Consider the following 25,564-nt stretch of genomic DNA (forward strand, 5'->3'; position numbering starts at 1 on the left):
CCGGTGGCCGTTCGGGGCAATCGGGAAGGCGAGTCGGACAAACGGACCATATGGTGATGATTCATACCACCGTGATGCTCCTGTGATGATCAGCCCTCCGGTGGCCGGCCGGCTCCGGCGCGGCCGCCGGGACCGACGAGCGGAGACCGTGCCATGGCGCAGGCGGACCCGTCCGGCCGCGGCGGTCCTCTCCCGGTCCCCGGTCCCCTCCCGGCCCCCGGCACCGGCCAGGCCTCCGGCGTCGGCCCGGTCCCCGTGCCCGTCCGGGCGGCCGGTTCCGGCGGGCCGGTCCGGCGCCGCTCCCGCGGGCCGCTCCGGGTCCTGCTCGCGATGCTGCTGACCGCGCTGGTCGTCGGCGGCGCCGTGCCCTACGTCGCCGGGCCGGGCCGTTCCTACCTCGGCTACCTGGTGCTCGCCGAGCGGGCCGATGCCGACGGGGCCGCGCACGCGGCCGCCGAGGCCAGGGCGGCCGGGGGGCAGGTGGTCCAGGAGTACCCGCAGATCGGGGTGGTGCTCGCGTACGCCGGCGGGGGCTTCGCGGAGAAGGTGCGGGGCCGGCCCGGGGTGGCCGCGGTCGGCGCCAGCCGCACCTCGCCGGTGCCCGGGCCGCCCCGCCCGCTGGACGGCGCCGGCGACTTCCGGGCCGGGACGGACCCGGCGGCCGGTGACCGGGCCGGCGGCGACCGGGTGCTGTCCGGACGCGCTGCCGACGGGAGCGGCCGCCGCGGCGTCCGCGGCGGCGGTGGGGACGGTGAGGACGGCGGGGACGATGCCACCGCCACCGTCCCGGACCCGGCCGAGCAGGACGCCTGGAACCTCGCGCTGCTCGGCGCCGCCCCCGCCGCCGCCACCGACGCCACCCCCAACCTGCTGCGCGGCACCGGCGCCCCGGCTGCCGACGCCCTGCGCAAGGTGCTGGTCGCCGTCCTCGACTCCGGCGTCGACGACACCCACCCCGATCTGCGCGCCGCCGTCGACCCGAGGAGCTCCGCCTCCTGCGCCGACGGCCGCCCCGATGCCAGGACCGGTTCCTGGCGCCCGGACGCCGGGGTCGGTGAGAGCGGCCACGGCACCCATGTCGCCGGGATCGTCGGCGCGGCCAGGGACGGCCGCGGCGTCAGCGGGGTCGCGCCCGGCGTGCGGATCGCCGCCGTCCGGCTGCTCGGTCCGCTCGGCCAGTACTACGCCGAGAACATCGTCTGCGGCATGCTCTGGGCCGCCGACCACGGTGCCAGGGCGATCAACAACAGCTACTTCGCCGACCCGTGGAAGTACAACTGCCCCGAGGACGCCGACCAGGCCGCGCTGACCGCCGCCGTCGGCCGGGCCGTCGAGTACGCCCGGGGGAAGGGCGCGGTGGTGGTCGCCTCGGCGGGCAACGACGCGCAGGACCTCGGCGCGCCCCGCACCGACGAGCGCAGCCCCAACGACCGCACGACCGGCCCGCCGCAGTCCCGCCACGTCGGCCCCGAGTGCGTCCGGCTGCCCGGTGAACTGCCCGGCGTGGTCACGGTGACCGCCGTCGACCGGGACGGCCGCCCGTCCGCGTACACCAACCACGGGCGCGGTCACGTCTCGCTGGCCGCCCCCGGCGGGGACCCGGACGGCGGCGCCCGGGGGGCGGTGGTCTCCGACTGGCCCGGCGGCCGGTACGCCGCCCTGGCCGGCACCTCGATGGCCGCCGCGCACGTCACCGGCGCGGTCGCGGTGGCCGCGGCGCTGCACCCGGACTGGGGCTCCGACCGGCTGGCCGCCCTGCTCGCCGTGGACGCGGCGGCCGCCTGCCCGCCCGGGCCGCACGTCTGCGGCGACCACGAGTACTACGGCGCCGGGGCCCTGGTGCTGCCGCACTGAGCCGCGGCCGAGCCACGGTGGTGCGGGGACGGAGGGCCGCGGAAAACCGGGTGACGGGGCGGGGGCGGCGGGTCGAGGATCGGGGGATGGACACCTTCCTCACCACCGAGCGGCTGGTGCTGCGCCGCTTCACCGCCGCCGACGCGGACGCCTTGGTGGAGCTGGACGCCGACCCGGAGGTGACCCGCTACCTCAGCGGCGGCCGGCCCACCCCGCGCGCGGTGGTCGAGGACACCCTGCTGCCGCTCTACTTCGACCACTACCGGCGTTTCGGGGACCTCGGCTGGTGGGCCGCCGAGGAGCGGGAGGGCGGGGCCTTCCTCGGCTGGTTCGAGTTCCGGCCGCCCGACGGCGACCGCGCCGAGGTCGAGCTGGGCTACCGGCTGCGCCGCGCGGCCTGGGGGCACGGCTACGCCACCGAGGGCTCCCGGGCGCTGATCCGCCGGGGCTTCACCGGGCTGGGCGTCGAGCGGGTGGTGGCTTGCACGATGGCGGTCAACAGCGGATCCCGGCGGGTGATGGAGAAGGCCGGGCTGTCGTACGTGCGCACCTTCCACGAGGACTATCCGGAGCCGATCGCGGGCAGTGAGCACGGCGAGGTCGAGTACGCCCTGACGGCCGCCGACTGGCGGCCCTGAGTGCCAGGACCGGTCCGTGGGCGGTCCGGGATACTGGGGGCATGAGGCTGACGGAGTTCTGGCGGCGAATGTACGAGCACTTCGGCGAGGCGTACGCGGAGTCCTTCGCGAGCGACCATGTGATGAGCGAGCTGGGCGGGCGGACCGTCCGGCAGGCGCTGGACGCGGGCCGTGAGGCCAAGGACGTCTGGCGGGTCGTCTGCGAGACCCAGGGCGTCTCCGGCGTGCTCCGCTGACCCCGGCCGCCGGGCCGGACCGGCCCCGACCCCGCTCCGCCGAACCCTTCGCCGATGCTCGAACGTTCGTCGGGCATGGGTCAAACTGTGCGGGTGGCAAGCAGTGCAGAACAGCAGAATTCGGACAGGTCGGCGCAGGTCGCCGACGAGGCCGCGGGCCCTCCGCCCGCCTCCCCGCCCGCCTCTCCGTCCGGCCCGCCGGACGGGCCGGCCGGGGCCCGGACCGCGGGTGACGGTCTCTGGGGTTCCGGGATGCCGCGCTGGCTGCCGCGGGCGATGGTGCTCGCCCTGGTCCTGGTCGGGCTGTTCCAGCTCGCCGACTGGGCCTTCCACCAGCTGATCGACCTCTTCGTGATGCTGCTGGTCTCGTTCTTCCTCTCGCTGGCGCTGGAGCCGGCGGTGGACCGGATGGCGGCCCGCGGCGTGCGCCGGGGCATCGGCACCTTCCTGGTCTTCGTCGCGGTGGCGATCGCCGTGGCGGGGTTCCTGACCGCGCTCGGCACCCTGCTGGTCGACCAGGTCGCGAAGATCGCCGGCGACCTGCCCCACCTGCTGGACAACCTGATCGACTGGGTCAACCGCACCTTCCAGCAGGACCTCTCGCTGGACGAGCTGCAGAAGAAGCTGCTCAAGGACTCCGGCGCGATCGAGACCTACGCCCAGCAGGCCGCGGACAACGTCTGGGGCGTCTCCTCGACCCTGATCGGCGGGCTCTTCCAGGCCTTCACCGTCGGCCTCTTCACCTTCTACTTCACCGCCGACGGGCCCCGGGTGCGGCGGACCGTCTGCTCGATGCTGCCGCCCGCCAAGCAGGCGGAGGTGCTGCGGGCCTGGGAGATCGCGCTCGCCAAGACCGGCGGTTACCTCTACTCGAGGGCCCTGCTCGCGGTGGTGTCGGCGCTCGCGCACTGGGTGATGTTCGCGCTGCTGGACCTGCCGTACGCGGCCGCGCTCGCGGTCTGGGTCGGCGTCATGTCGCAGTTCGTGCCGACCATCGGCACCTATATCGCCGGGGCGCTGCCGGTGCTGGTGGCGCTCACCACCTCGCAGCCGGTGGACGCGCTCTGGGTGCTGGCCTTCGTGGTGGTCTACCAGCAGATCGAGAACTACCTGCTGCACCCGCGGATCACCGCGCGGACGGTCGACGTGCACCCGGCGGTGGCGTTCGGCGCGGTGATCGCGGGTGCGGCGCTGCTGGGTGCGGTCGGCGCGCTGATCGCGATCCCGGCGGCGGCCACCCTGCAGGGCTTCGTCGGGACGTACGTGCGCCGCTACGAGGTGGCCACGGACCCGCGGATCGACCGCGGTGAGCAGCGCCGGCACCGCCGGGAGCTGCGGCGGGAGGCGGCCCGGCGGCTGCGGCGGATGGTCGGCGGGGACTCCGGGAAGAAGTAGTCCGAACGGCCCCGGCTTGATTCGAACACTTGTTCTTTGTACTCTCCGGCGCAGAGTTTTCCCCAGGCAGAGCCCGGTCGGGGCCGATTGTCAGTGGGAGGCGCTAGCGTCGAGGACGATGAAGCGCACAGCACAGAACCCGAGGGTGGAAGCCATGGCAGGTACGGACCGCGAGAAGGCCCTTGAGACGGCGCTCGCCCAGATCGAGCGACAGTTCGGCAAGGGCTCGGTGATGCGCCTCGGCGAGAAGGCGAACGAGCCGATCGAGGTGATCTCCACCGGTTCCACCGCCCTGGACGTCGCGCTCGGCGTCGGCGGCATTCCGCGCGGCCGGGTGGTCGAGATCTACGGTCCCGAGTCCTCCGGCAAGACCACGCTGACCCTGCACCTGGCGGCCAACGCCCAGCGGGCCGGCGGCACGGTCGCCTTCGTCGACGCGGAGCACGCGCTCGACCCGGAGTACGCCAAGAAGCTCGGCGTGGACACCGACGCCCTGCTGGTCAGCCAGCCGGACACCGGTGAGCAGGCGCTGGAGATCACGGACATGCTGATCCGCTCCGGCGCGGTCGACCTGGTGATCATCGACTCGGTGGCGGCGCTCGTGCCGCGCGCCGAGATCGAGGGCGAGATGGGCGACTCCCACGTCGGTCTGCAGGCCCGGCTGATGAGCCAGGCGCTGCGGAAGATCGCCGGCGCGCTGAACCAGTCGAACACCACCGCGGTCTTCATCAACCAGCTGCGCGAGAAGATCGGCGTCATGTTCGGCTCGCCGGAGACCACGACCGGTGGCCGGGCGCTGAAGTTCTACGCCTCGGTCCGGCTGGACATCCGCCGGATCGAGACCCTGAAGGACGGCACCGAGGCGGTCGGCAACCGCACCCGGGTCAAGGTCGTCAAGAACAAGGTCGCCGCGCCGTTCAAGCAGGCCGAGTTCGACATCCTCTACGGCGTGGGCATCAGCCGCGAGGGCGGCCTGATCGACATGGGCGTGGAGCACGGCTTCATCCGCAAGTCGGGCGCCTGGTACACCTACGAGGGCGACCAGCTCGGCCAGGGCAAGGAGAACGCCCGCAACTTCCTGCGGGACAACCCGCAGCTGGCCGACGAGATCGAGCGGAAGATCAAGAGCAAGCTGGGCATCGGCCCGAAGGTGGAGGAGCCGGCCGAGGGTGAGGCGGCGGGCGGCGCCGAGGGCGCGGCCAAGCCGGTCACCGCGACCGCCGCCAAGACGGCCGCGGCGAAGAAGACGACGGCGGCCGCCGCCAAGGCCTGAGCCGTTGACGCAGCACAGCGGGGCGGTCGGCCCCGAGGAGGACGACGACTACGGGCCGCCGGACTGGTTCGCGGCTGTCGCCGCGCCGCAGGCCGGGCCGCGGACCGAGCCGGAGACCTGGTCGGAATCGGCATGGCAGCCGGAGTGGGAGCCCGCGCCGGAGCGGGCCCGGACGGTGAAGCGCCCGGCGGCCCGCCCGGCGGACGTGGGTGAGCTGGGGCTGGTCCACGCCTCCGACCTGCCCGCGGGGCGGCGCCGGCGGCGCTCGGCGCTGGAGGCCGAGGGCGGCGCGGCCGTCGGGGGCGGCCGGGGCGAGGGAGCGGGGTCGGCCGGTCACGGGGGTGTGGCCGACCCTGCTCCGGCGTTCCCGGAGGAGCGCCCGAGGCGTCGGTCCGGCCGTACCCGGGCGGGCGGTGCCTCCCGGGACCGGGACCACGACGGCGACGAGGGCACGGACCGGGGTCCGGGCCGTCGCGGAGCGGGCCGCGGTGCCCGGACCGAGGAGCCGGCCGATCCCGAGAGCCGGGCGCGGGACATCTGCCTGCGCCTGCTCACGGGCGCGGCCAAGAGCCGCAAGCAGCTCGCCGACGCCCTGCGCAAGCGGGAGGTCCCGGACGAGGTGGCCGAGGAGGTGCTGACCCGGCTGGAGGAGGTCGGGCTGATCGACGACGCGGCCTTCGCCCGGGCCTGGGTGGAGTCCCGGCACAGCGTCCGCGGTCTGTCCCGGCGTGCGCTGGCGCAGGAGCTGCGGACCAAGGGCATCTCCGGCGAGCTCGCCGAACAGGCCCTGGCCCAGCTCGACCACGACGACGAGACCGAGGCGGCCCGGGCCCTGGTCGACCGGCGGCTCCGGGCCACCCGCGGCCTGGAGCGGCAGACCCGCACCCGCCGGCTGGTCGGGCTGCTCGCCCGGCGCGGCTACTCCGAGGGCCTGGCCTTCCGGGTGGTCCGCGACGCCTTGGACGCGGAGGGGTCCGCGGACGAGGACGAGTACGGCGACGAGGGCGACGGCTACGAGGACTGAGCCCCTCCCGGTCCTCCCGGCCGGCCCGGTCCGCCCGGACTGTTACCCGAGGGTTGGTCAACTACCTGGCCAGTCTTGACCGTTTCGTAACCCGCGCTTAGCCTCGCACTCAGTGCGGGAGCACGTCGATCGTCCCTCGGCCGCCCCCGGCCGTACGCCCGGCCATGCCTGTGACCGGGCGGTTCCGGGCGGCCGCGCGGTGGTCCCGGGCGGTGTGCCGCGGCGGGACGGGGAGTGGGCAGCATGAGGATCGCGGTGAGCGCCGGATCGGCCGCTTCCCTTGTGGCGGCCGTCCTGCTGGTGGTCCTGACGACAGCGTGGTTACTGGCCCGGCGGTCGAAGGCCGCTCGGCGCCGCGCCGCCGCGGTGGCCGAACGGGACCGGCGGCAGGCCGAGCAGCAGGCCGACCGGCTGCGGGCCGAACTCGACCGGCGCGAGGAGCGGCTGGCCGGGGAGTTCGACCGGCTGCGCACCCGCGAGGACGAACTCGCCGAGCGCTCGGCCGCATTGGCCCGGGCCGCGGCGGAGGCCGGGGAACTCCTCCGGCGTCGGGCGGCCGAGCTGGAGCGGACCGCCGGTCTCTCCGCCGCCGAGGCCCGCGCCGAACTCGTCCGGGAGGCCGAGTCGGAGGCCCGCCGGGAGGCCGCGGTCACCGTCCGGGAGATCGAGCGCGCCGCCCGCGAGGAGGGCGAGCAGCGGGCCCGGGGCATCCTGGCCGGGGCGATCCAGCGGCTGGCGGCCGATCAGACCGCCGAGACCGCGGTGTCGGTGTTCCGGCTGCCCAACGAGGAGATGAAGGGTCGGGTGATCGGACGCGAGGGCCGCAACATCCGGACCTTCGAGGCCGTCACCGGCGTCAATCTGATCATCGACGACACACCCTCGGTGGTGCAGCTCTCCTGCTTCGACCCGGTCCGCCGGGAGACCGCCCGGCTCACCCTGGAGCAGCTGGTGGAGGACGGCCGGATCCACCCGCTGCGGATCGAGCACGTGCACGAGCGCAGCCGGGCCGAGATCGAGCGCCGCTGCGTACGGGCCGGTGAGGACGCGCTGCTCGCCGTCCGGGTCGGCGCCATGGACCCGGAGCTGGTCCGTACCCTCGGCACCCTGCGCTACCGGGCCTCGTACGGGCAGAACGTGCTCGGCCACCTGGTCGAGTCGGCGCACCTGGCCGGGATGATGGCCGCCGAACTCGGGGTCGACCCGGAGCCGGTGCGGCGCGCGGCGCTGCTGCACGACATCGGCAAGGCGCTGACCCACGAGGTCGAGGGCAGCCATGCGGCGATCGGCGCCGACCTGGCCCGGCGGTTCGGCGAATCGGCGGACGTGGTGCACGCGATTGCCGCGCACCACGGCGAGGTGGAGCCCCGGACGGTGGAGGCGGTCCTCACCCAGGCCGCCGACGCCTGCTCGGGCGCGCGGCCGGGCGCGCGCAAGGAGTCGCTGGAGGCGTATGTGCGGCGGCTGGAGCGGTTGGAGGAGATCGCCCGGGCGCACGAGGGCGTGGCCACCGTCTACGCGATGCAGGCCGGCCGGGAGGTACGGGTGATGGTCCGGCCGGAGGTGGTGGACGACCTCGGCGCGCAGGTGATCGCCCGTGAGGTCGCCAAGCAGGTCGCCGAGGAGCTGACCTATCCGGGCCAGATCCGGGTCACCGTGGTCCGCGAGAGCCGGGCGACCGAGGTGGCCCGGTAGGTGGCCGGGCAGGCCCGGCGGCCGCCCCGTTCGGCCGCCGTCCGGTCAGCGCCCGGACGGGCGGACCGGCGGGGCCTGCTCGGTGGCCGGAGCGGCGGTGGCAGGAGCAGCGGTGACCGGGCCGGTGACGACCGGACCGGTGGCCGCGGCACCGGTGGACGCGGCACCGGGCGCGGCCGGTTCGGGGGCCGGCGCCTCCTGCTCCGGTCCGCCGGGGAGCGAGGCCGGGCCGCCCCTGGCCCCGTCGGCCAGTGCCTGGAGGTCCTCCGCCGCCGCGCCCTGGGTGACCCCGACCAGATGGCCGTCGGGCCGGATCAGCAGCACGGTGTGCGGACCGGCACCCGGGTAGGCCTCGGTGACCAGGACCTCGGCCGGGACCGGCAGCGCGGCGGCGACCTCGGCCAGCCGGGGCATCAGCCCGGCGCCCAGCCAGCGCTCCGCGGACCAGACGGCGGTGCCGGGCGCGACCAGCAGCAGCAGGAAGCCCGCGCCGAGCCGGGAGTGCAACCGGTCCGGGGTGCCGTCGGTGGCCAGCACCGGCAGGTCGGGGACGAGCACCCCGGGGGCGGTGGCGGGCAGCAGTTCGCTGAGCGAGGTGGTGCTGCGGGCGCCGCGCTGGACCGGGACCCGCCCGGGCACGCCGGAGGGCGCGGCCGGATAGGCGGGGGCGCCGCCGAACCGCCCGGTGCCGAGGTGCCCGTCGGCGAGCATCGGCGCGTGCTTGCGGAAGGAGCCGGTGAGCAGCGAGCGCCGGGTCTGGGCCCAGCCGCGCAGCGGGCGCAGCAGCGGCATGGCCTGGTCGACGGCGCGCAGCCGGGCGCCGACCGCCCCGCGGCGTTCGGCCTCGTAGCCGTCGAGCAGGGAGCCGCCGGGCTGGGGGCCGCCGGAGTGGAGGTGCCAGGCGAGGGCGAGCCGCCAGGCCAGGTTGTCGGCGTCGCGCAGGCCGTCGGTGAGGTTCTGCATGCCGAGCGCGCCGTGCAGATGCGCGGCGTCGCCGGCCAGGAAGCAGCGGCCGACCCGGAAGCGGGCGGCCAGTCGCTGCTGGGCGGTGTGGTCGGCGGCGGCGAGCAGGTCGAACTTCGGGAGTTCGCCGCACCAGCCGGTGAGGGTGGAGGAGACCCTGGTGAGCAGGGTGTCGCCGGTGACGATGCCGGGCCAGGTGGCGTGCGGGTCGACCGGTTCGGCGGGGGTGGGCCGGCCCGGGGGGAGCCGCCAGTCGAGCCGCCAGACGCCGTCCGGCAGCGGGCGGGCGGTGGCCTCGCGGTCGCCGCGCCACGGCGGCTCGCGGTGCAGCCGGGGTTCGGTGAACGGCAGGTCGACCCGGACGGTGGCGATCGCGCTGCGGTCGACGGCGGGCCGCCCGGGGAATCGGATCTTCAGCAGTTTGCGGACGGCCGAGCGGGCGCCGTCGCAGCCGACCAGGTGGCTGCCGCGCCACCAGGTCTCGGTGCCGTCCTGCGGGTTGCGGGTGAGCACGTTGACGCCGTCGCGGTCCTGTTCGAGCCGGGTGACCCGGTTCAGCGGGACCAGTTCGACCAGCGGGTTGCCGGTGAGGGCGTCGCGGAGGCCGCGCTGGAGGCGGTGCTGGGGCAGGTGCAGGACGGGGGTGTCGGCGAGGTCGATCCGGAGCACCTCCTGGCGGCGGCGCCAGACGGCGAAGGCGTCCCAGCGGGCGGCGTCGGAGGCGGCCCGGGTGTAGCCGATCCGGGTCAGGAAGGTGGCGGTGTCGGCGCCGAGCACGACGCTGCGCGGGCTCTCGGGGCAGAGTCCGGAGCCCTCGTCGAGGACGACGGTCGGCACCTCGTGCCGGGCCAGGGCGAGGGCCAGGGCCAGGCCGACCGGCCCGGCCCCGACCACGATCACCGGGTCCATGCCGGTCCCTCCGGGCCCGGGCGGGCGCCGTGGATCTCGGAGCACGGACCGGCCGTCAGCCTGCCGTCATATGCCGCGTGGATGCTCCCGGATGGTGTCACGAAGAGCAATGCAACAGTTCACCTGCGTGTCCGTCAAGCAGCAGCTGAAGTGCGCCGGTTCGCGCCGCGTCGGCCACGTGCCTCGATCCACCGGGCGAGCGCGGTGAGCAGGAGGCACATCGCGATGTAGACGGGGCCGATCACCAGGACCACGGGGATGTAGGGGAAGCCCGCGGAGTTGAGCGGCTGGGTGGCGATGGCCTTACCCACGAAGAGCAGCTCGTGGTAGGTGATGATGGCGCCCAGCGAGGTGTCCTTGAGGGTGACGACCAGCTGGCCGATCATCGTGGGCAGCATCGAGCGGACCGCCTGCGGGACCAGGATGCCGGTCATCACCTGGGTCTTGCGCATGCCGAGCGCGTAGGCCGCCTCGCCCTGGCCGCGCGGCACCGCGTTGACGCCGCTGCGGATGATCTCCGCCTGGACCGAGCCGTTGTAGAGGGTGAGGCCGAGCACCAGGGCCCACATCGGCTCCTTGGCGAAGAAGCCGTAGTAGAGCGCGACGATCAGGATCAGCAGCGGCATCGCCCGGAAGAACTGGACTACGGAGACGCAGACCCAGCGCACCGGCCGGTGGTCGGAGAGCTGTCCGGCGGCCAGCAGCGCGCCCAGCACCAGCGAGAGCACCGCCGCGAGCCCGAAGGCCTGGAGGGTGGCGACCAGGCCGTCGACGATCCGCTGCTGGATGGTCGTGTACTGGAACGCGTCCCAGAGCTCGGGGTCGAACTGGCCGTTGTCGTTCAGTGTGATGAAGGCGTACCAGAGCAGTCCGGCGATGCCGAGCAGCGAGAGCACACCGAAGATCCGGTTGCGGGCGCGCGCCTTCGGGCCGGGGGCGTCGAAGAGGACGCCGGCCGTCGTGGAGCGGGTGAGGAGCTTGCTCATCGGGCCACCGCCAGTCGGGACTCCAGGAAACGGAACAGCAGGGCGACGGCGGCACTGATCAGCAGGTAGGCGCAGGCCACCCAGAAGAAGATCGCGAAGATCGAGTAGCCGTCCCCGTCGGAGAAGCCCTGCTGGACGCTGTACAGCTCGCTGACGCTGAACGCGCCGGCGATCGCCGAGTTCCTCGGCAGCGCGATGAAGACGCTGCTCATCGGGGCCAGCACCGTCCTGGCCGCCTGCGGCAGGACGACCTGGGTCAGGGTCTGGCCGAAGGTCAGGCCGAGGCTGCGGGCCGCCTCGGCCTGACCTATCGGCACCGTGTTGATGCCGGAGCGCAGTACCTCGCAGACGAACGCCGCGGTGTAGCTGCCGAGCGCCAGCACCGCGAACACGAGGTGGCTGAAGTGCACGCCGAGCGGCGGAAGGCCGAAGGTCACGGCGAAGAACAGCACGGTCAGCGGGGTGTTGCGGAAGATCGTCACCCAGCCGGTGCCGAAGGCACGCAGCACGGGGACGGGGGAGACCCGGAAGGCCGCCAGCAGGGTGCCCAGCAGCAGGGCGAGCAGCGCACTGAGCGCGCTCAGCTCGATCGTCTGCAGGAAGCCGTCGCGGAACAGCGCGAAGTTGCCGTCCTCGAACAGGAAGCCCATCCGGCGGCCCTCCTCTCAGGGGTTCGTCGACTCGGGGGAGATCTGGGGAGATCCGTGGAGATCGGGTGGGACGGGTGGATCAGTAGCGGTCGAGCGCCGGCGGCTGCGGGGCGGCGGCGCCGGAGAGGCCGAGGGTGGCGTCGTAGGCCTTCTTCCAGTCGCCGTTGTCCTGGTGGGCCTTGAGCGCCTCGCTGATCGCGTCGCGCAGCGCCTTGTCGTCCTTGCCCAGGCCGACGCCGTAGTTCTCCTTGGTGAAGGGCTGGCCGACCACCTTGAGCTTGGGCGCGTACTTCGAGGCGTAGCCCTTGAGGATGGCGTCGTCCGTGGTGACCGCGTCCACCTCGCCCGACATCAGCTTCTCGACGCAGGCCGAGTAGGTGTCGAACTGGGTGATCTTCGGCGAGTACTTCTCGATGTTCTTGATCGAGGTGGAGCCGGTGGCGGTGCAGACGTTCTTGCCGTTGACCGAGTCCGGGCCGGTGATCGCGGTGTTGTCGGCCTTGACCAGCAGGTCCTGGCCGGCGACGTAGTACGGGCCGGCGAAGGAGACGGTCTTCTTGCGCTCGTCGTTGATGCTGTAGGTGCCGACGTAGAAGTCGATCTGGCCCTTGGAGATGGCCGGCTCGCGCTGCGAGGAGACCAGGGTCTGCCACTTGATCTGCTGCGGGGTGAAGCCGAGGTCCGCGGCGACCATCTTGGCGATCTCGATGTCGAAGCCGCTGCGGTCGCCGCTGGCGAGGTCTTCCCAACCGAGGAACGGCTGGTCGGACTTGGCGCCGATGATCAGCTGGCCGCGCTTCTTGGCCTCGGCCAGCACGGCCGAGTCGACCTTGACGTCGGTCTTCACGGTGTAGGTCGGCAGCGCGGGGGCCGCGGTGCCGCCGGACGAGGCGTTGCCGGTGCCGGGCGTGCCGTCCTTGCCGCAGGCGGCGGTGGCGGTGAGCGCGATGGCGCAGAGCGCGACGGCGAAGGTGCGACGAGTCCTCATGAGGGTAGTTCTCCTCGGGCTTGGCCACGGGTCGACCGGGCTCTGGCGAAGGGTGCGGTTCGGGTGGGGGCCCGGTGGGCGGGCGGGAGGGCGCGCGGTGGCGCCCCGCCGCCGTCGGCCGGGGGTCCGGACCGGGAAATCAGTGGTGCAGGATCTTGGAGAGGAAGTCCTTGGCGCGCTCGGAGCGCGGTGCGGTGAAGAACGCCTCGGGGGTGTTCTGCTCGACGATCCGGCCGTCCGCCATGAACAGCACCCGGTTGGCGGCGGAGCGGGCGAAGCCCATCTCGTGGGTGACGACGACCATCGTCATGCCGTCGGCGGCCAGCTGGCGCATGACCTCCAGCACCTCGTTGATCATCTCGGGGTCGAGCGCCGAGGTGGGCTCGTCGAAGAGCATCACCTTGGGGTTCATCGCCAGCGCCCGGGCGATCGCGACGCGCTGCTGCTGGCCGCCGGACAGCTGGGCGGGGTACTTCGACGCCTGGGCGCCGACGCCGACCCGCTCCAGCAGTTCCTTGGCGGTCCGCACGGCCTGGTCCTTGGCGATGCCGCGGACCTTCACCTGGCCGAGGACCACGTTCTCCAGCACGGTCTTGTGGGCGAACAGGTTGAAGCTCTGGAAGACCATGCCGACCTCGGCCCGCAGCCGGGCCAGCTCCCGGCCCTCGGCGGGCAGCGGGCGGCCGTCGATGGTGATCGTCCCGGAGTCGACGGTCTCCAGCCGGTTGATCGTCCGGCACAGAGTGGACTTGCCGGAGCCGGAGGGGCCGATCAGTACGACCACCTCGCCCTGCTTGATCTCCAGATCGATGTCCTGGAGGACGTGCAGAGCACCGAAGTGCTTGTTGACGTTGCGCAGGACCACCAGGGGAGCGGCGTCGGCGCGGGAGTCCTGGTCGAGGCTCGTGCTCATCGGGCCTGCTCCCTCGGGTCGGCCCGTGGGTGCGAACTCCCTTGGGCGGCAATGGTGGTAGGAATCCGAGGGTCGCAGCCGGCGGAGCCGCGACCCTCGGTGGGCCGACCATAGGAGCCCTGACGGCGCCACGTCAGCCGATCTGAGTGGAATTTGAGGATCACGATCCGGCCACACGCCGGACGAACGCTGTTCACAAAGGCCCGCCGAGGGCACAGTGACAGCGTCCGGAGGCCGCGGCGGGCGTGATCGCGGAGCCCCGGCGGCCGTGGGCGGCCGCCGGCCGAGCCTGGCGTCCGGGCGTCCGCTGGCCCATACTGCGCAGAACCGGGACCTGCCCGGCAGGGGCCGTGACGACCGCACGGCGACCGAGGGACACCCCCCGGGAAACCGTCCGGGAGAGGAGGAGAACCATGCGACTGCTGCTCGTCGAGGACGACGAACGCGTGGCCGCCGCGCTGGTCGCGGTCCTGGGCCGGCACGGCTTCCAGGTCCGGCACGCCCGCAGCGGCCACGAGGCCCTGGACGCCCTGGTGCCGGACGGCAACGAGCCGTACCGGGTGGTCCTGCTCGACCTCGGGCTGCCCGACCGGGACGGCTTCGAGGTCTGCAGCCGGATCCGGGCCGGCAGCGGCGTACCGGTGATCATGGTGACCGCGCGGGCCGACATACGCTCCCGGATCCACGGCCTCAACCTCGGCGCCGACGACTACGTCACCAAGCCCTACGACATGGGCGAGCTGCTCGCCCGGATCCACGCCGTCGCCCGCCGCGGCGCCGCGCCCGCCGCCGTCGCCGCACCCGCCCCGGACACCGTCCCGCGCCAGCGCGGCCCGCTGGAGTCCCGCGGCATCGTGATCGACCGCGAGCGCCGCCGGGTCAGCGTCGACGGCCGGGACGTGCCGCTCACCCGCAAGGAGTTCGACCTGCTGGCGCTGCTCGCCCAGAGCCCCGGCGTGGTCTACCGCCGCGAGCAGATCTTCAGCGAGGTCTGGCGCAGCGGCTGGGAGGGCAACGGCCGCACCCTGGAGGTGCACATCGGCTCGCTGCGCACCAAGCTCGCCCTGCCCGGCCTGGTCGAGGCCGTCCGGGGCGTGGGCTACCGGCTGATCCCGGAGTGCCCGGCGCCCGCCGGCAGCCCGCCCCCGGCCCGCGCGGAGCACTGACCGCACGTGCGCACCCGCCTCCTCGGCATCCTGATCGCGCTGATGCTCTGTGTGCTCGCCGCGCTCGGGATGCCGCTCGCCGCGGCGTTCGCCGCCGCCGAGCAGAGCCGGGTGGTGGTCGACCGCCTGGACGACGCCGCCCGGTTCGCCCAGGACCTGCCGACCTCCGGCGTCTCCGGCCTCGAATCGGCGCTCAAGGGCGACCCCCAGCCCGCCCCCGGCGACCTCAGCCGCCGCCACGCACTGGACGCCGAGGTGGTGCGCTACCACGAGCTGTACGGGGTGCGGATCGGCATCTTCCAGCGCGACGGCGTACCGATCGCGGTGGCCCCGGCCGACTGGCGGGTGCCCGCCAGCGGCTGGGCCGACCAGGCCTTCCAGGAGGCGCTCGACGGCCGGCGCAGCCACAACCCGCCGCAGGTCTGGCCGTGGACCCCGGACCGGACGCTCACCGTCGCCACCCCGGTGGTCCGCGACGGCGACGTGGTCGCGGTGGTGCTCAGCGACTCCCCGACCGGCGCGCTGCGCACCCGGGTGCTGCGCCAGTGGCTGGTGATCGGGGCCGGCGAGGCCGTCGCGATGATCGTCGCGGTGCTGCTCGCGGCCCGGCTGACCGAGTGGGTGCTGCGCCCGGTCCGCACCCTGGACCGGGCCACCCACGACATCGCCACCGGCCGGATGAACGCCCGGGTGGCGCCCGGCGGCGGACCGCCCGAGCTGCAGCGGCTGGCCCGCTCGTTCAACGAGATGGCCGACCACGTGGTGCTCGCCCTGGACCAGCAGAAGGCCTTCGTCGCCGACGCCTCGCACCAGCTGCGCAACCCGCTGGCGGCGCTGCTGCTGCGGGTCGAGGTGCTGGGCCTGGAGCTGCCCGAGGGCCACGACGAGGAGCTCGGCGGGGTCCGTGAGGAGGGTGTCAGGCTGGCCCGGGTGCTGGACGACCTGCTCGGACTGGCCACCGCCGAGCACGCCCGCCCCGAGCCCGAGCCCACCGACCTGGCCGTGCTCACCCTGGCCCGGGTGGACGCCTGGCGTCCGCTGGCCGGTCAGCGCGGGATCGAGCTGGTCTGGGAGGGCCCGGCGCTGGCGCTCGGCCTGGCCGACCCGATCGGCTTCGGCAGCGCGCTGGACGCGGTGGTCGACAACGCGCTGAAGTTCGGCCCGCCCGGCAGCCGGGTGCGGGTGCTGGTCGCGGTGCGCCGCGAGGAGGTCGCGGTGACCGTCTCGGACCAGGGCCCCGGCCTCACCGAGGAGGAGCTGGCCCGGGCCGGCGACCGCTTCTGGCGCAGCACCCGGCACCAGAACGTGGACGGCTCGGGACTCGGCCTGTCGATCGCCACCACCCTGCTCCAGGCCGCCGGCGGCTCCCTCACCTTCGGCACCGCCGTCCCGCACGGCCTCGCCGTCACCCTGGCCGTCCCCCGCGCCGCCGACAAGCGCCGCTGAGGGTGTCAGGGCACGGACCCGAGGGTCAGGGCTTGACCGAGCGGTAGTAGCGGGCGGCGCCCTCGTGCAGGGGGAGCGGGTCGGTGTAGACGGCGGTGCGGAGGTCGACCAGCTGGGCGGCGTGGACCTGGGCGCCGATCTGGTCGCGGCTGTCGATCACGGCGCGGGTGATGCCCTGGACCAGGTCGTCGTCCACGTCGGCGCGGGTGATCAGCAGGTTGGGCACGGCCACGGTGGCGACCGCGTCCTGGGGCTCGGCGTTGGGGTAGGTGCCCTTGGGCATGGTGGCCGCCCGGTAGGCGTCGGTGCCGCCACCCTCGATCTTGTGGACCGCCTCGGCGAGGTCGCCCAGCGGCACGATCCGGATCCGGACGTGCTCGGACAGGTCGGTGAGCGCGCTGGTCGGCAGGCCGCCGGACCAGAAGAAGGCGTCCAGTTCGCCGCGCCGCAGCCCGTCGGCGGCGTCGCCGATGCCCAGCGGGGCCGGGGTGATGTCGTGCTTCGGGTCCAGTCCGGCCGCGGCCAGCAGCCGCCGGGTCACCAGGTTGACGCCCGAGAGCGGCTGGCCGACGCCGACCCGCAGGCCCTTGAGGTCGGAGGCCCGGTGCACCGGGGAGCCGGCCGGCACGATCAGCTGGAGGTAGTCGTCGTAGAGCCGGGCGATGGCCCGCAGCTTCTCCCGGCCGGGGCCGGTGTACTGGGCCACGGCGTCCGCGGTGGCTATCGCGAAGTCGTCCCGGCCGGAGGTGACCCGGCGGAGGTTGTCGATCGAGCCCTCGGAGTTGTCGAGCTCCAGCCGGACCCCGGGCATCGCCCTGGCCAGGTGGGCGTCCAGCAGCTGCCCGTACCGGTCGTAGACCCCGCGTTGGACGCCGGTGGCCAGCCGGGTCTCGCCGCGCGGGTAGCCGGGGGTGCGGTTCTCCGACAGCCACCAGCCGCCGAGCCCGGCCAGCACCAGGACGAGCGCCGCCACGATCCGCCACAGCGGTCGGCGGGCCGCGGTGCGGAGTCGGGAGGAGGTGCTGGAGGCCATGGAGGGATAGTGCCAGGCGCCTGCGGCGAACGGGAGGGGGAAGGAGGGCGGAAGGACCGGGGGAGCTGCCCGTACCCTGGTCGGGTGAGCGGTGACAGCGGATCGAAGAGCTACAAGGTCGTCACGTACGGCTGCCAGATGAACGTCCACGACTCGGAGCGGCTCTCCGGGTTGCTGGAGGACGCCGGGTACGTCAAGGCGGGCCAGGAGGGTGACCCCGACCTGGTGGTCTTCAACACCTGCGCGGTGCGGGAGAACGCGGACAACAAGCTGTACGGCAACCTCGGACAGCTGGCCCCGGTCAAGACCCGTCACAAGGGCATGCAGATCGCCGTCGGCGGCTGCCTGGCCCAGAAGGACCGCGACACCATCGTCGCCAAGGCCCCCTGGGTCGACGTGGTGTTCGGCACCCACAACATCGGCCACCTGCCGGCCCTGCTGGAGCGGGCCGCGGTCGAGCGCAAGGCCCAGGTCGAGATCCTGGAGTCGCTGGAGACCTTCCCCTCCACCCTGCCCACCCGCCGGGAGTCCGCGTACGCCGCCTGGGTCGCGATCTCGGTCGGCTGCAACAACACCTGCACCTTCTGCATCGTCCCCGCGCTGCGCGGCAAGGAGGAGGACCGCCGGCCCGGCGACGTCCTCGCCGAGATCGAGGCGCTGGTCGGCGAGGGTGTCATCGAGGTGACCCTGCTCGGCCAGAACGTCAACGCCTACGGCTCCGACCTGGGCGACCGCGAGGCGTTCTCCAAGCTGCTGCGCGCCGCCGGGCAGATCGAGGGCCTGGAGCGGATCCGCTTCACCTCGCCGCACCCGCGCGACTTCACGGACGACGTGATCGCCGCGATGGCCGAGACCCCGAACGTGATGCACCAGCTGCACATGCCGCTGCAGTCCGGCTCGGACCGGGTCCTCAAGGCGATGCGCCGCTCCTACCGGCAGGACCGCTTCCTGGGCATCATCCGCAAGGTGCGGGAGGCGATGCCGGACGCGGCCATCTCCACCGACATCATCGTGGGCTTCCCCGGCGAGACCGAGGAGGACTTCGAGGAGACCATGAAGGTCGTCCGCGAGGCCCGCTTCACCAACGCCTTCACCTTCCAGTACTCCAAGCGCCCGGGCACCCCGGCCGCCGAGATGGACGAGCAGGTCCCGAAGGCGGTCGTCCAGGCCCGCTACGACCGGCTGATCGCGCTCCAGGAGGAGATCTCCTGGGACGAGAACAAGAAGCAGGTCGGCCGCACCCTGGAGGTCCTGGTCGCCGAGGGCGAGGGCAAGAAGGACGACCGGACCGACCGGCTCTCCGGCCGTGCCCCGGACAACCGGCTGGTGCACTTCACCCGGCCCGCCGAGCCGGTCCGCCCGGGCGACACGGTCACCGTGGAGATCACCTACGCCGCCCCGCACCACCTGCTGGCCGAGGGGCCGACGCTCGCGGTGCGGCGCACCCGGGCCGGCGACGCCTGGGAGAAGCGCAAGGGCGTGGCCGCGGCCAAGCCGGCCGGCGTGATGCTGGGGCTGCCGTCGATCGGCGCCCCGAAGGCGCTGCCGCTCGCCGCCCCGGCCGGGGGCGCCTGCTGCGGGGACTGACCCGGCACTGACCCCGGCACCGGCCCGACCGGAGGGTCGTCGGGCCTTTGCCCGGTCTTCGAACGGCCCGGGGGGACCGCACGGTCCCCCCGGGCCGTTCGGCGTTCTTGGCTAGAGTGATCCACATGCTGGTTGCCGCCGCCGTGTGTCCCTGTCCGCCGCTGCTGGTCCCCGAGGTCGCCGCCGGGGCCTCGGCCGAGCTGGATCCGCTGCGCGCGGCCTGCGACGAGGCGCTCGGGGCGGTGCTCGCCGCCGGTCCCGACCTGCTCGTGGTCGTCGGCACCGGGCCGGAGGCCGAGGTCTGGACCGAGGGCGGGGCCGGGTCCTTCCACCGGTACGGCGTGCCGCTGGTGGCCGCGCTGCCGGGCGGCCGGGCCGAGGGCCCCGAGCTGTCGCCCGCGCTGACCGTCGGCGCCTGGCTGCTCGGCCGGGCCGGGGCGACCCTGCCGACGCACGCCTGCGCGGTGCCCGCCGACGCGCCCGCCGACCGGATGCTCGGGCTGGGCCAGGGCCTGGCCGGGCTGGCCGACCGGGTCGGGCTGCTGGTGATGGGCGACGGCAGCGCCTGCCGCTCGCTGAAGGCGCCCGGCTACCTGGACGAGCGGGCCGAGGGCTACGACGCGGCGCTCGCCCGGGCGCTGGGTACCGCCGACACGGCCGCGCTGGCGGCGCTGGACCCGGGCCTGGCGGCCGAGCTGAAGGCCGAGGGCCGGGCGCCCTGGCAGGTGCTGGCCGGCGCCGCCGAGGGCGCCGGCCTCACCGCGCGGCTGGGCTACCAGGACGCGCCGTACGGGGTCGGGTACCTGGTCGCTTCCTGGAGCTGAGCCCCGGCAGGGCCCGGCCGGCCGGTCGGGTGGTCAGCCGGTCGGGCCGGGCGTGCCGCCGGTCGGGCCGGGGCCGGGTGCGCCGCCGGCCGGGCCGCCCGGGGTGGTGTCGGGGCCCCCGGCACCTCCGGCGCCCCCCGTGCCCTCGGGCTTGTGGGCGAAGTCGTCCACGGCGGTCCTGGCCTTGCTGGTGCCGTGCTCGATCTTCTCGCTGTACTTGCCCTTGGTGGCCTTGTCGATCGCGCCGCCCGCCTTGTCCACCGCGCTCCCGATCTGGTCGCTGTGCTTGCCGGCGAACTCGCTGGCCTTCTCCTTGAGCTCCCCGGCCTTGCCCTTGAGGTTGTCCATCAGACCCATGGCGCCTCACCCTTCTGTCGCTTTCTCTCTCACAACGTCCGTCACGCCCGAACCGTTCGCAACGGGACGAGAAGGCAGAAAACGGACGTGAACGGGGGGCGGGCCGGTCGGCCGCCGTTCTTTGGCAGACTTGTCCGGTGAGCAGCTCCACTACTGTCCGGCCCAGCCGCCCCCGTGTCGTCTCGGTCGTCGGCGCGACCGCCGCCGGCAAGTCCGACCTGGCCGTGGCCCTGGCCCGCGCCCTCGACGGCGAAGTGATCAACACCGACTCCATGCAGCTCTACCGGGGCATGGACATCGGCACCGCCAAGCTCACCGCGGCGGAGCGCGGTGGGATCCCGCACCGTCTGATGGACATCTGGGACGTCACCGAGGCCGCCAGCGTCGCCGAGTACCAGCGGCTGGCCCGGGCCGAGATCGACCGGCTGCTCGCGGCCGGCCGCACCCCCGTCCTGGTGGGCGGCTCCGGCCTCTACGTGCGGGCGGCGATCGACGAGATGGAGTTCCCGGGCACCGACCCGGAGGTCCGGGCCCGGCTGGAGGCGGAACTGGAGCAGTTCGGCCCGTACGCGCTGCACGGCCGGCTGGCCGCGCTGGACCCGGCGGCGGCCGAGGCGATCCTCACCGGCAACGGCCGGCGGATCGTCCGGGCGCTGGAGGTCATCGAGATCACCGGGCAGCCGTTCACCGCGAACCTGCCGAGCAACACCGCCGTGTACGACGCGGTGCAGATCGGTGTCGCGGTGCCGCGTCCCGAGCTGGACGAGCGGATCACCCTGCGGGTGGACCGGATGTGGCGGGACGGGCTGCTGGACGAGGTGCGGACCCTGGAGGGGCTCGGGCTGCGCGAGGGGCGGACGGCCTCCCGGGCACTCGGCTACCAGCAGGTGCTGGACCACTTCGCCGGGACCTGCACCGAGGACGAGGCGCGGGCCGAGACCGTCCGGGCGACCAAGCGGTTCGCCCGCCGGCAGGAGTCCTGGTTCCGCCGGGACGACCGGATCCACTGGCTCTCCCGACCGGCCGGCACCGACCCGGCCGAGCTGCTCGACCGTTCGCTGGGGCTGATCGATCGTCAGGAAACGGCCGCCCGATAGGCGGTTTCCGGCCATCCGGCGGTGCAGTTGCGCGGGCAGAGGGCCGTGCAGCACAGCCCGGCGGTCACGACCGGATCACGTGATGGCCACGGATCACCCGACGACCCCGGTCAGGCCCGGAACGCCACCCTGGACATGCCATCATCGAGGTCATAAGGGTCGGCCCGGGCGGGCCGATCGGGCCAGGCCGCGAGTCGCACTCGTGTCGAACTGTCAGGGGAGGCCGCGTGTCCACGGGTACCGGCCCCGAAACCGGCCAGAGCGCCGGACGTTCCGTGAACGGCGGGACCGTCGGCGGCAGTGCCACGGCGCAGACCGCCGACCTCGACTCCTCGACGCTGCCGGACCTGCCGGTGCTGGCCGGACTGGACATGCCCACCTCGTACGCCCTCGCGCTGCCGGCGCTCGACACCAGCGCCCCCGCCGGCGCGGTGCACGAGCGGGAGATCCGGCCGCGCCGCCGGCTCCGCTGGTGGCAGACCCTGCCGATAGCCCTGCTGGCCACCGCCGGGTCGCTGATGTTCGCCTTCCCGCTGGCCTTCGGCTCGGCCGGGGCCGGCTCGGCGATGATCGGGATGCTCGGTCTGCTGCTGACCGCCGCCTCGCTCGGCTGGGGGGCGATGGCCGCCCGGCACGCCGGTTACAAGTGGCCCGGCCTGCCGCGCCGCGGCACCGGCGAGCGGGCCGGGTGGCGGGCGATCGTGATCTACACGCTGATCGTGCTGGCCGCCTGCGCGCTGGCCCTGTGGCGGGTCGTCCGGCTCTCCGGACGCTAGGCGGCACGCGGTCCGCGGGGTGGAACCGGAGGGCAGGGGTCCGGAGCGCCTCGGTACCATCGGAAGGGTGACCGCAACCTCCGCGCAGCCCGTCGGCCTCCCCTTCCTCAAGGGGCACGGCACCCAGAACGACTTCGTCATCGTCCCCGACCCGGACGGCCGGCTGACCATTGGTCCCGAGGCCGTCGCCGCGCTGTGCGACCGCCGCGCCGGCATCGGCGGGGACGGGCTGCTGCGCGTGGTGCGCTCCGCCGCCGACCCGGCCGCCGCCGACCAGGCCGACCGCGCCGAGTGGTTCATGGACTACCGCAACGCGGACGGTTCGATCGGCGAGATGTGCGGCAACGGCGTCCGGGTCTTCGCCCGCTACCTGGTCGAGGCCGGGCTCGCCGAGCCGGGCGAGCTGCCGGTGGCCACCCGGGCCGGGCTGCGGACCGTGCGGGTCGCGGCGGACGCCGCCGACGGCACGCCCGGGGAGATCACCGTGGACATGGGCCGGGCCGCACTGCCCGGACCGGACGGCATCGCGGTGGCGGTCGGCGGGCGCAGCTGGCCGGCCCTGAACGTCAACATGGGCAATCCGCACGCGGTCGCCTTCGTCGAGAGCCTGGACCACGCCGGCGAGCTGCGGACGGCGCCGGCGACCAGTCCCGAGGGCGCGTACCCGGAGGGCGTCAACGTCGAGTTCGTGGTGGACCGGGGGCCCCGGCACGTCGCGATGCGGGTGTACGAGCGCGGCTCCGGCGAGACCCTCTCCTGCGGTACCGGCGCCTGCGCCGTCGCGGTGGCCGCCGCCCGGCGGGACGGCCTGGACCCGGCGGTCACCGGTGCGGCCGTGACCTACGCGGTCGACGTGCTGGGCGGCCGGCTGACGATCACCGAGCACCCGGACGGCCGGGTGGAGAAGACCGGCCCGGCGGTCATCGTCGCCCGCGGCGAACTGGACCCGTCCTGGACGGCGCTGCTCGGCGGCGTCTGACCGTCCCTCACGAGCGGTGCGCGCGGCCCGGGGAGCGTTCTCCGGGCCGCCCTTTCGTCGACGATCGCGTTTGCCCAATTCGTATGGGATCGAATCCCCCCGTTCGAGTGACAGGTATGACGGACGGGAAGCGGGGCATCGCGGAACGTGCTCTGCTCGGTAGCATGGACCACCGGGTCGGCCCACGCCCCCGGTACCGCTGCCGGAGGTGCCGATGACCATCGAAGCCGGGCAGCCCCTGGCGGGGCAGCCGACGTCCGCACGGCAAGCCGGGCCCAGACGGCCGCTCGGCGGACTGGGCCGGGCCGCGCTCGGACGCGCCGGGCGCGCCGCGCTGCTGGCCACCGGCCGCCCGCCGGTGCCCGACGCCCTCGAACCGCTGGTGCAGGCCCACCGGCGGCACCATCCGCAGGCCGACCTCGGCCTCCTCGGCCGTGCCTACCGGCTGGCGGAGGAGAGCCACCGGGGCCAGAAGCGGAAGAGCGGCGAGCCGTACATCACCCATCCGCTGGCCGTCACCATGATCCTGGCCCAACTCGGCGCCGGCACCACCACCTTGGTCGCCTCGCTGCTCCACGACACGGTGGAGGACACCGAGTTGACGCTGGGCCAGGTCGCCGAGGGGTTCGGCCCCGAAGTCGCCTACCTGGTCGACGGGGTGACCAAACTGGAGAAGGTCGACTTCGGGGCGGCGGCGGAGGCGGAGACCTTCCGCAAGATGCTGGTCGCCACCGGGGACGACGTCCGGGTGATGGTGATCAAGCTCGCCGACCGGCTGCACAACATGCGGACCATCCGGCACATGAAGCCGGCCAGCCAGGTGCGGATCGCCAAGGTCACCCGGGACGTGCTGATCCCGCTCGCCGAGCGGCTCGGCATCCAGGTGCTGAAGGCGGAGCTGGAGGACATCGTCTTCGCCACCCTGCACCCGGAGGAGCACGCCCGCACCCGTGCCCTGCTGGCCCGGCACGAGGACGGCCCCGACACCCTGCTGACGCCGTTCGCCGGGGTGCTGGGCCGTCAGCTCGCCGAGGCCGGGGTCGCCGCCGAGGTGACCGTCCGGCCCCGGCACTGCGTCTCGCTGCACCGGGTGCTGCTCAAGCGGGACGCCGCCCCGGGGCGGGACGGCCGGCCGCAGGAGCCGCAGCCGGCCGACTTCGGGCGGCTGCTGGTGGTGGTCGAGGAGAACGCCGACTGCTACGCCGTGCTCGGCGAGCTGCACACCTGCTGGACGCCGCTGCCGGGCGAGTTCAAGGACTTCGTGGCCGCGCCCAAGTTCAACCTCTACCAGTCGCTGCACACCGCGGTGGCGCTGGCGGGCGGCGAGGTGGTCGAGGTGCTGGTGCGCACCCGCCGGATGCACGAGGTCGCCGAGACCGGGGTGGTGGCGCTCGGCGACCCCCGGCAGCCCGCGCGCGGCGGCGAGCAGGCCCCGGACGAGCTGGACCGCACCGACCCGGCCCGGCCGGGCTGGCTCTCCCGGCTGCTGGAGTGGCAGCAGGAGACCCCGGACCCGGACGCCTTCTGGTCCGCCCTCACCGCCGACCTCGCCGGTGACCGCGAGATCACCGCGGTCACCGAGCTCGGCGAAACGCTTCAGCTCCGGGCCGGGGCGACCTGCGTGGACGCCGCCTATCTACTGGGCGAGGAGACCGGGCACCGATGTATCGGGGCGCGGGTGAACGGACGGCTGGTGGCGCTCTCCACCGTGCTCCAGGACGGCGACCGGGTGGCCATCCTCACCGACGGCTCGGACGCGCCCGACGGCTCCCACGGCTCCGACTGGTCGGACGGCCCCGACGGCCCCGACGGCCCCGGGGACGCCGGGCGCGCCGCCGCCCCGGCCGGCCGGCGCCGGTCCGAGCCCTCCGGCCCCGCCCCCGAATGGCTCGCGCACGCCCGCACCCCGGCCGCCAGGATCGCCATCGAACGCTGGCTGGCCGACCACCCGCCCCGCCGCCCGGTGGTCCGCACCGGCCCCTCGCCGAGCCAGCCCGCGCCGCCCGTCCACCCCGTCGCCGCCGGCCGGCCCGCCGTCCCGGTCACCGCGGCCGGGCGCCCGGGCGCGCCCGTCCGGCTGGCCCGCTGCTGCACCCCGGTGCCGCCGGACGAGATCGTCGGCTACCCGATCCGCGGCGGCGCGATCGCCGTGCACCGGGCCGGCTGTCCGGCGGGGGAGCGGATGCGGGCCGACGGGCGCGGCGCGCTGGACGTCGACTGGCGCCCCGGCGGTGCCCCGCCGGCCGGCTACCGGGCGACCCTGCGGGCCGAGGCGCTGAACCGGCCCCGGCTGCTCGCCGACCTCACCGCCGCGATCTCGGGGGAGGGCGTCGGCATCGTCTCGGCCGAGGTCGAACCGCCGCAGGAGCTGCGGGTCCGGCACACCTACACCGTCGAGCTGCCGGACCCGGCCGCGCTGGCCGCGGTGCTGCGGGCCATGCTGCGGGTCTCCGGGGTGTACGACGTCGAGCGGCCGCACGCCCCGCCCGGCGGCGGTCCCGGCCGGGCCCCGGCCGCCACGCCCGGCGCGGCGGTCCGCCCGGCGGCGCCGGAGGGAAATGCGGATGACCCGCCCGCGCCCGGCGTGCGACCATCATGGGGAATTCACGGCCGGACCGCGGCGTTCTCGGGGCAGAGGAGTCCCAGTCCGAACCGCGGCCCCGAGGGGTAGCTCGCACCTCGCCCGAGTGGTAGTCGGGGCGGCAGCTGGGCAGACTCCGGGCACGACCGTCCGTACGGTCGCGCACAGGCCACCCGTTCCAGCAGCCGAAGGAC

General features: G+C 74.4%; 22 protein-coding genes. 15 read left to right on the forward strand and 7 right to left on the reverse strand.

Translation table 11 applies throughout. The features are described from left to right. Positions 1-153: 153 nt before the first annotated feature. The 7 genes from ADK60_RS11485 (at position 154) to rny (ending at position 8,115) form a co-directional block, all read left to right on the forward strand. Positions 154-1,854, forward strand: a complete 1,701-nt coding sequence (locus ADK60_RS11485; protein ID WP_234371039.1) for a S8 family peptidase — start codon at positions 154-156, stop codon at positions 1,852-1,854. An 86-nt stretch (positions 1,855-1,940) separates the two neighbouring features. Then, a complete protein-coding gene (locus ADK60_RS11490; protein WP_053645386.1) occupies positions 1,941-2,492 on the forward strand; it encodes a GNAT family N-acetyltransferase in 552 nt (183 codons plus the stop codon). A 41-nt stretch (positions 2,493-2,533) separates the two neighbouring features. Further along, positions 2,534-2,728 (forward strand): DUF3046 domain-containing protein, encoded by a 195-nt coding sequence (locus ADK60_RS11495; protein WP_045940225.1) that lies wholly within the window; start codon positions 2,534-2,536, stop codon positions 2,726-2,728. A gap of 252 nt (positions 2,729-2,980) precedes the next feature. Then, positions 2,981-4,123, forward strand: coding sequence for an AI-2E family transporter (locus tag ADK60_RS11500; RefSeq protein ID WP_286185271.1), 1,143 nt, complete (start codon positions 2,981-2,983; stop codon positions 4,121-4,123). A gap of 154 nt (positions 4,124-4,277) precedes the next feature. After that, positions 4,278-5,396 carry a recombinase RecA gene (gene recA / locus ADK60_RS11505; protein ID WP_053645388.1) on the forward strand — a complete coding sequence of 373 codons (1,119 nt, stop codon included), beginning with the start codon at positions 4,278-4,280 and terminating at the stop codon, positions 5,394-5,396. A 4-nt stretch (positions 5,397-5,400) separates the two neighbouring features. After that, positions 5,401-6,420, forward strand: a complete 1,020-nt coding sequence (locus ADK60_RS11510; protein WP_053645389.1) for a regulatory protein RecX — start codon at positions 5,401-5,403, stop codon at positions 6,418-6,420. A gap of 243 nt (positions 6,421-6,663) precedes the next feature. Continuing rightward, positions 6,664-8,115 carry a ribonuclease Y gene (gene rny / locus ADK60_RS11515; protein ID WP_053645391.1) on the forward strand — a complete coding sequence of 484 codons (1,452 nt, stop codon included), beginning with the start codon at positions 6,664-6,666 and terminating at the stop codon, positions 8,113-8,115. A gap of 45 nt (positions 8,116-8,160) precedes the next feature. Here the strand turns inward: rny and ADK60_RS47580 are convergent, their stop codons facing one another. From ADK60_RS47580 to ADK60_RS11540, 5 genes are all read right to left on the reverse strand, one after another. Then, positions 8,161-9,987, reverse strand: coding sequence for an FAD-dependent monooxygenase (locus ADK60_RS47580; RefSeq protein WP_063783119.1), 1,827 nt, complete (start codon positions 9,985-9,987; stop codon positions 8,161-8,163). A gap of 134 nt (positions 9,988-10,121) precedes the next feature. Next, positions 10,122-10,973: an amino acid ABC transporter permease gene (locus ADK60_RS11525; RefSeq protein ID WP_053645393.1), complete on the reverse strand. Its 852-nt coding sequence runs from the start codon at positions 10,971-10,973 to the stop codon at positions 10,122-10,124. After that, a complete protein-coding gene (locus ADK60_RS11530; protein WP_045940230.1) occupies positions 10,970-11,623 on the reverse strand; it encodes an amino acid ABC transporter permease in 654 nt (217 codons plus the stop codon). Before ADK60_RS11530 ends, ADK60_RS11525 begins: the two co-directional genes overlap by 4 nt. Positions 11,624-11,702: 79 nt before the next feature. Then, complete coding sequence (locus tag ADK60_RS11535) at positions 11,703-12,611, reverse strand: glutamate ABC transporter substrate-binding protein (protein ID WP_045940231.1); 909 nt, start codon at positions 12,609-12,611, stop codon at positions 11,703-11,705. Positions 12,612-12,750: 139 nt separating this feature from the next. Then, positions 12,751-13,524 carry an amino acid ABC transporter ATP-binding protein gene (locus ADK60_RS11540; protein WP_045940539.1) on the reverse strand — a complete coding sequence of 258 codons (774 nt, stop codon included), beginning with the start codon at positions 13,522-13,524 and terminating at the stop codon, positions 12,751-12,753. A 413-nt stretch (positions 13,525-13,937) separates the two neighbouring features. Here ADK60_RS11540 and ADK60_RS11545 point away from each other — a divergent pair, with 413 nt between their 5' ends. Both ADK60_RS11545 and ADK60_RS11550 read left to right on the forward strand, forming a co-directional pair. Then, complete coding sequence (locus tag ADK60_RS11545; RefSeq protein WP_053645396.1) at positions 13,938-14,690, forward strand: response regulator transcription factor; 753 nt, start codon at positions 13,938-13,940, stop codon at positions 14,688-14,690. A 6-nt stretch (positions 14,691-14,696) separates the two neighbouring features. Next, positions 14,697-16,136 carry a sensor histidine kinase gene (locus tag ADK60_RS11550; protein ID WP_045940537.1) on the forward strand — a complete coding sequence of 480 codons (1,440 nt, stop codon included), beginning with the start codon at positions 14,697-14,699 and terminating at the stop codon, positions 16,134-16,136. Positions 16,137-16,161: 25 nt separating this feature from the next. On the opposite strand, the gene ADK60_RS11555 is transcribed toward ADK60_RS11550, so the two are convergent. Beyond that, positions 16,162-17,169, reverse strand: a complete 1,008-nt coding sequence (locus ADK60_RS11555) for a TAXI family TRAP transporter solute-binding subunit (protein WP_079008258.1) — start codon at positions 17,167-17,169, stop codon at positions 16,162-16,164. A gap of 84 nt (positions 17,170-17,253) precedes the next feature. Here ADK60_RS11555 and miaB point away from each other — a divergent pair, with 84 nt between their 5' ends. After that, positions 17,254-18,756 carry a tRNA (N6-isopentenyl adenosine(37)-C2)-methylthiotransferase MiaB gene (miaB, locus tag ADK60_RS11560; RefSeq protein ID WP_078896578.1) on the forward strand — a complete coding sequence of 501 codons (1,503 nt, stop codon included), beginning with the start codon at positions 17,254-17,256 and terminating at the stop codon, positions 18,754-18,756. A gap of 125 nt (positions 18,757-18,881) precedes the next feature. Continuing rightward, a complete protein-coding gene (locus ADK60_RS11565; protein ID WP_053645398.1) occupies positions 18,882-19,580 on the forward strand; it encodes a class III extradiol dioxygenase subunit B-like domain-containing protein in 699 nt (232 codons plus the stop codon). Positions 19,581-19,613: 33 nt separating this feature from the next. Here ADK60_RS11565 and ADK60_RS11570 read toward each other — a convergent pair whose 3' ends face one another. Beyond that, positions 19,614-19,937, reverse strand: coding sequence for an antitoxin (locus ADK60_RS11570; RefSeq protein ID WP_053645400.1), 324 nt, complete (start codon positions 19,935-19,937; stop codon positions 19,614-19,616). Positions 19,938-20,074: 137 nt separating this feature from the next. Between ADK60_RS11570 and miaA the strand changes: the two genes are divergently transcribed. From miaA to ADK60_RS11590, 4 genes are all read left to right on the forward strand, one after another. Next, complete coding sequence (gene miaA / locus ADK60_RS11575) at positions 20,075-21,034, forward strand: tRNA (adenosine(37)-N6)-dimethylallyltransferase MiaA (RefSeq protein WP_053645402.1); 960 nt, start codon at positions 20,075-20,077, stop codon at positions 21,032-21,034. 227 nt (positions 21,035-21,261) lie between these two features. Then, positions 21,262-21,810 carry a hypothetical protein gene (locus ADK60_RS11580; protein WP_053645404.1) on the forward strand — a complete coding sequence of 183 codons (549 nt, stop codon included), beginning with the start codon at positions 21,262-21,264 and terminating at the stop codon, positions 21,808-21,810. 67 nt (positions 21,811-21,877) lie between these two features. Continuing rightward, positions 21,878-22,789 carry a diaminopimelate epimerase gene (dapF, locus tag ADK60_RS11585; protein ID WP_053645406.1) on the forward strand — a complete coding sequence of 304 codons (912 nt, stop codon included), beginning with the start codon at positions 21,878-21,880 and terminating at the stop codon, positions 22,787-22,789. Between the two features lie 214 nt (positions 22,790-23,003). After that, on the forward strand, positions 23,004-25,460 hold the full coding sequence (locus ADK60_RS11590; RefSeq protein ID WP_079008260.1) for a RelA/SpoT family protein: 2,457 nt from the start codon (positions 23,004-23,006) through the stop codon (positions 25,458-25,460). Positions 25,461-25,564 lie beyond the last annotated feature (104 nt).

The sequence above is a fragment of the Streptomyces sp. XY431 genome (assembly GCF_001279805.1).
Lineage (GTDB): Bacteria > Actinomycetota > Actinomycetes > Streptomycetales > Streptomycetaceae > Kitasatospora > Kitasatospora purpeofusca.

What these genes read in the sequence shown, in the direction of transcription:
- ADK60_RS11485 (WP_234371039.1), top strand. Translation starts at nt 154, where the DNA reads ATGGCGCAGGCGGACCCGTCCGGCCGCGGCGGTCCTCTCCCGGTCCCC.
- ADK60_RS11490 (WP_053645386.1), top strand. Translation starts at nt 1,941, where the DNA reads ATGGACACCTTCCTCACCACCGAGCGGCTGGTGCTGCGCCGCTTCACC.
- ADK60_RS11495 (WP_045940225.1), top strand. Translation starts at nt 2,534, where the DNA reads ATGAGGCTGACGGAGTTCTGGCGGCGAATGTACGAGCACTTCGGCGAG.
- ADK60_RS11500 (WP_286185271.1), top strand. Translation starts at nt 2,981, where the DNA reads ATGCCGCGCTGGCTGCCGCGGGCGATGGTGCTCGCCCTGGTCCTGGTC.
- recA (WP_053645388.1), top strand. Translation starts at nt 4,278, where the DNA reads ATGGCAGGTACGGACCGCGAGAAGGCCCTTGAGACGGCGCTCGCCCAG.
- rny (WP_053645391.1), top strand. Translation starts at nt 6,664, where the DNA reads ATGAGGATCGCGGTGAGCGCCGGATCGGCCGCTTCCCTTGTGGCGGCC.
- ADK60_RS47580 (WP_063783119.1), bottom strand. Translation starts at nt 9,987, where the DNA reads ATGGACCCGGTGATCGTGGTCGGGGCCGGGCCGGTCGGCCTGGCCCTG.
- ADK60_RS11525 (WP_053645393.1), bottom strand. Translation starts at nt 10,973, where the DNA reads ATGAGCAAGCTCCTCACCCGCTCCACGACGGCCGGCGTCCTCTTCGAC.
- ADK60_RS11530 (WP_045940230.1), bottom strand. Translation starts at nt 11,623, where the DNA reads ATGGGCTTCCTGTTCGAGGACGGCAACTTCGCGCTGTTCCGCGACGGC.
- ADK60_RS11535 (WP_045940231.1), bottom strand. Translation starts at nt 12,611, where the DNA reads ATGAGGACTCGTCGCACCTTCGCCGTCGCGCTCTGCGCCATCGCGCTC.
- ADK60_RS11540 (WP_045940539.1), bottom strand. Translation starts at nt 13,524, where the DNA reads ATGAGCACGAGCCTCGACCAGGACTCCCGCGCCGACGCCGCTCCCCTG.
- ADK60_RS11545 (WP_053645396.1), top strand. Translation starts at nt 13,938, where the DNA reads ATGCGACTGCTGCTCGTCGAGGACGACGAACGCGTGGCCGCCGCGCTG.
- ADK60_RS11555 (WP_079008258.1), bottom strand. Translation starts at nt 17,169, where the DNA reads ATGGCCTCCAGCACCTCCTCCCGACTCCGCACCGCGGCCCGCCGACCG.
- ADK60_RS11565 (WP_053645398.1), top strand. Translation starts at nt 18,882, where the DNA reads ATGCTGGTTGCCGCCGCCGTGTGTCCCTGTCCGCCGCTGCTGGTCCCC.
- ADK60_RS11570 (WP_053645400.1), bottom strand. Translation starts at nt 19,937, where the DNA reads ATGGGTCTGATGGACAACCTCAAGGGCAAGGCCGGGGAGCTCAAGGAG.
- ADK60_RS11590 (WP_079008260.1), top strand. Translation starts at nt 23,004, where the DNA reads ATGACCATCGAAGCCGGGCAGCCCCTGGCGGGGCAGCCGACGTCCGCA.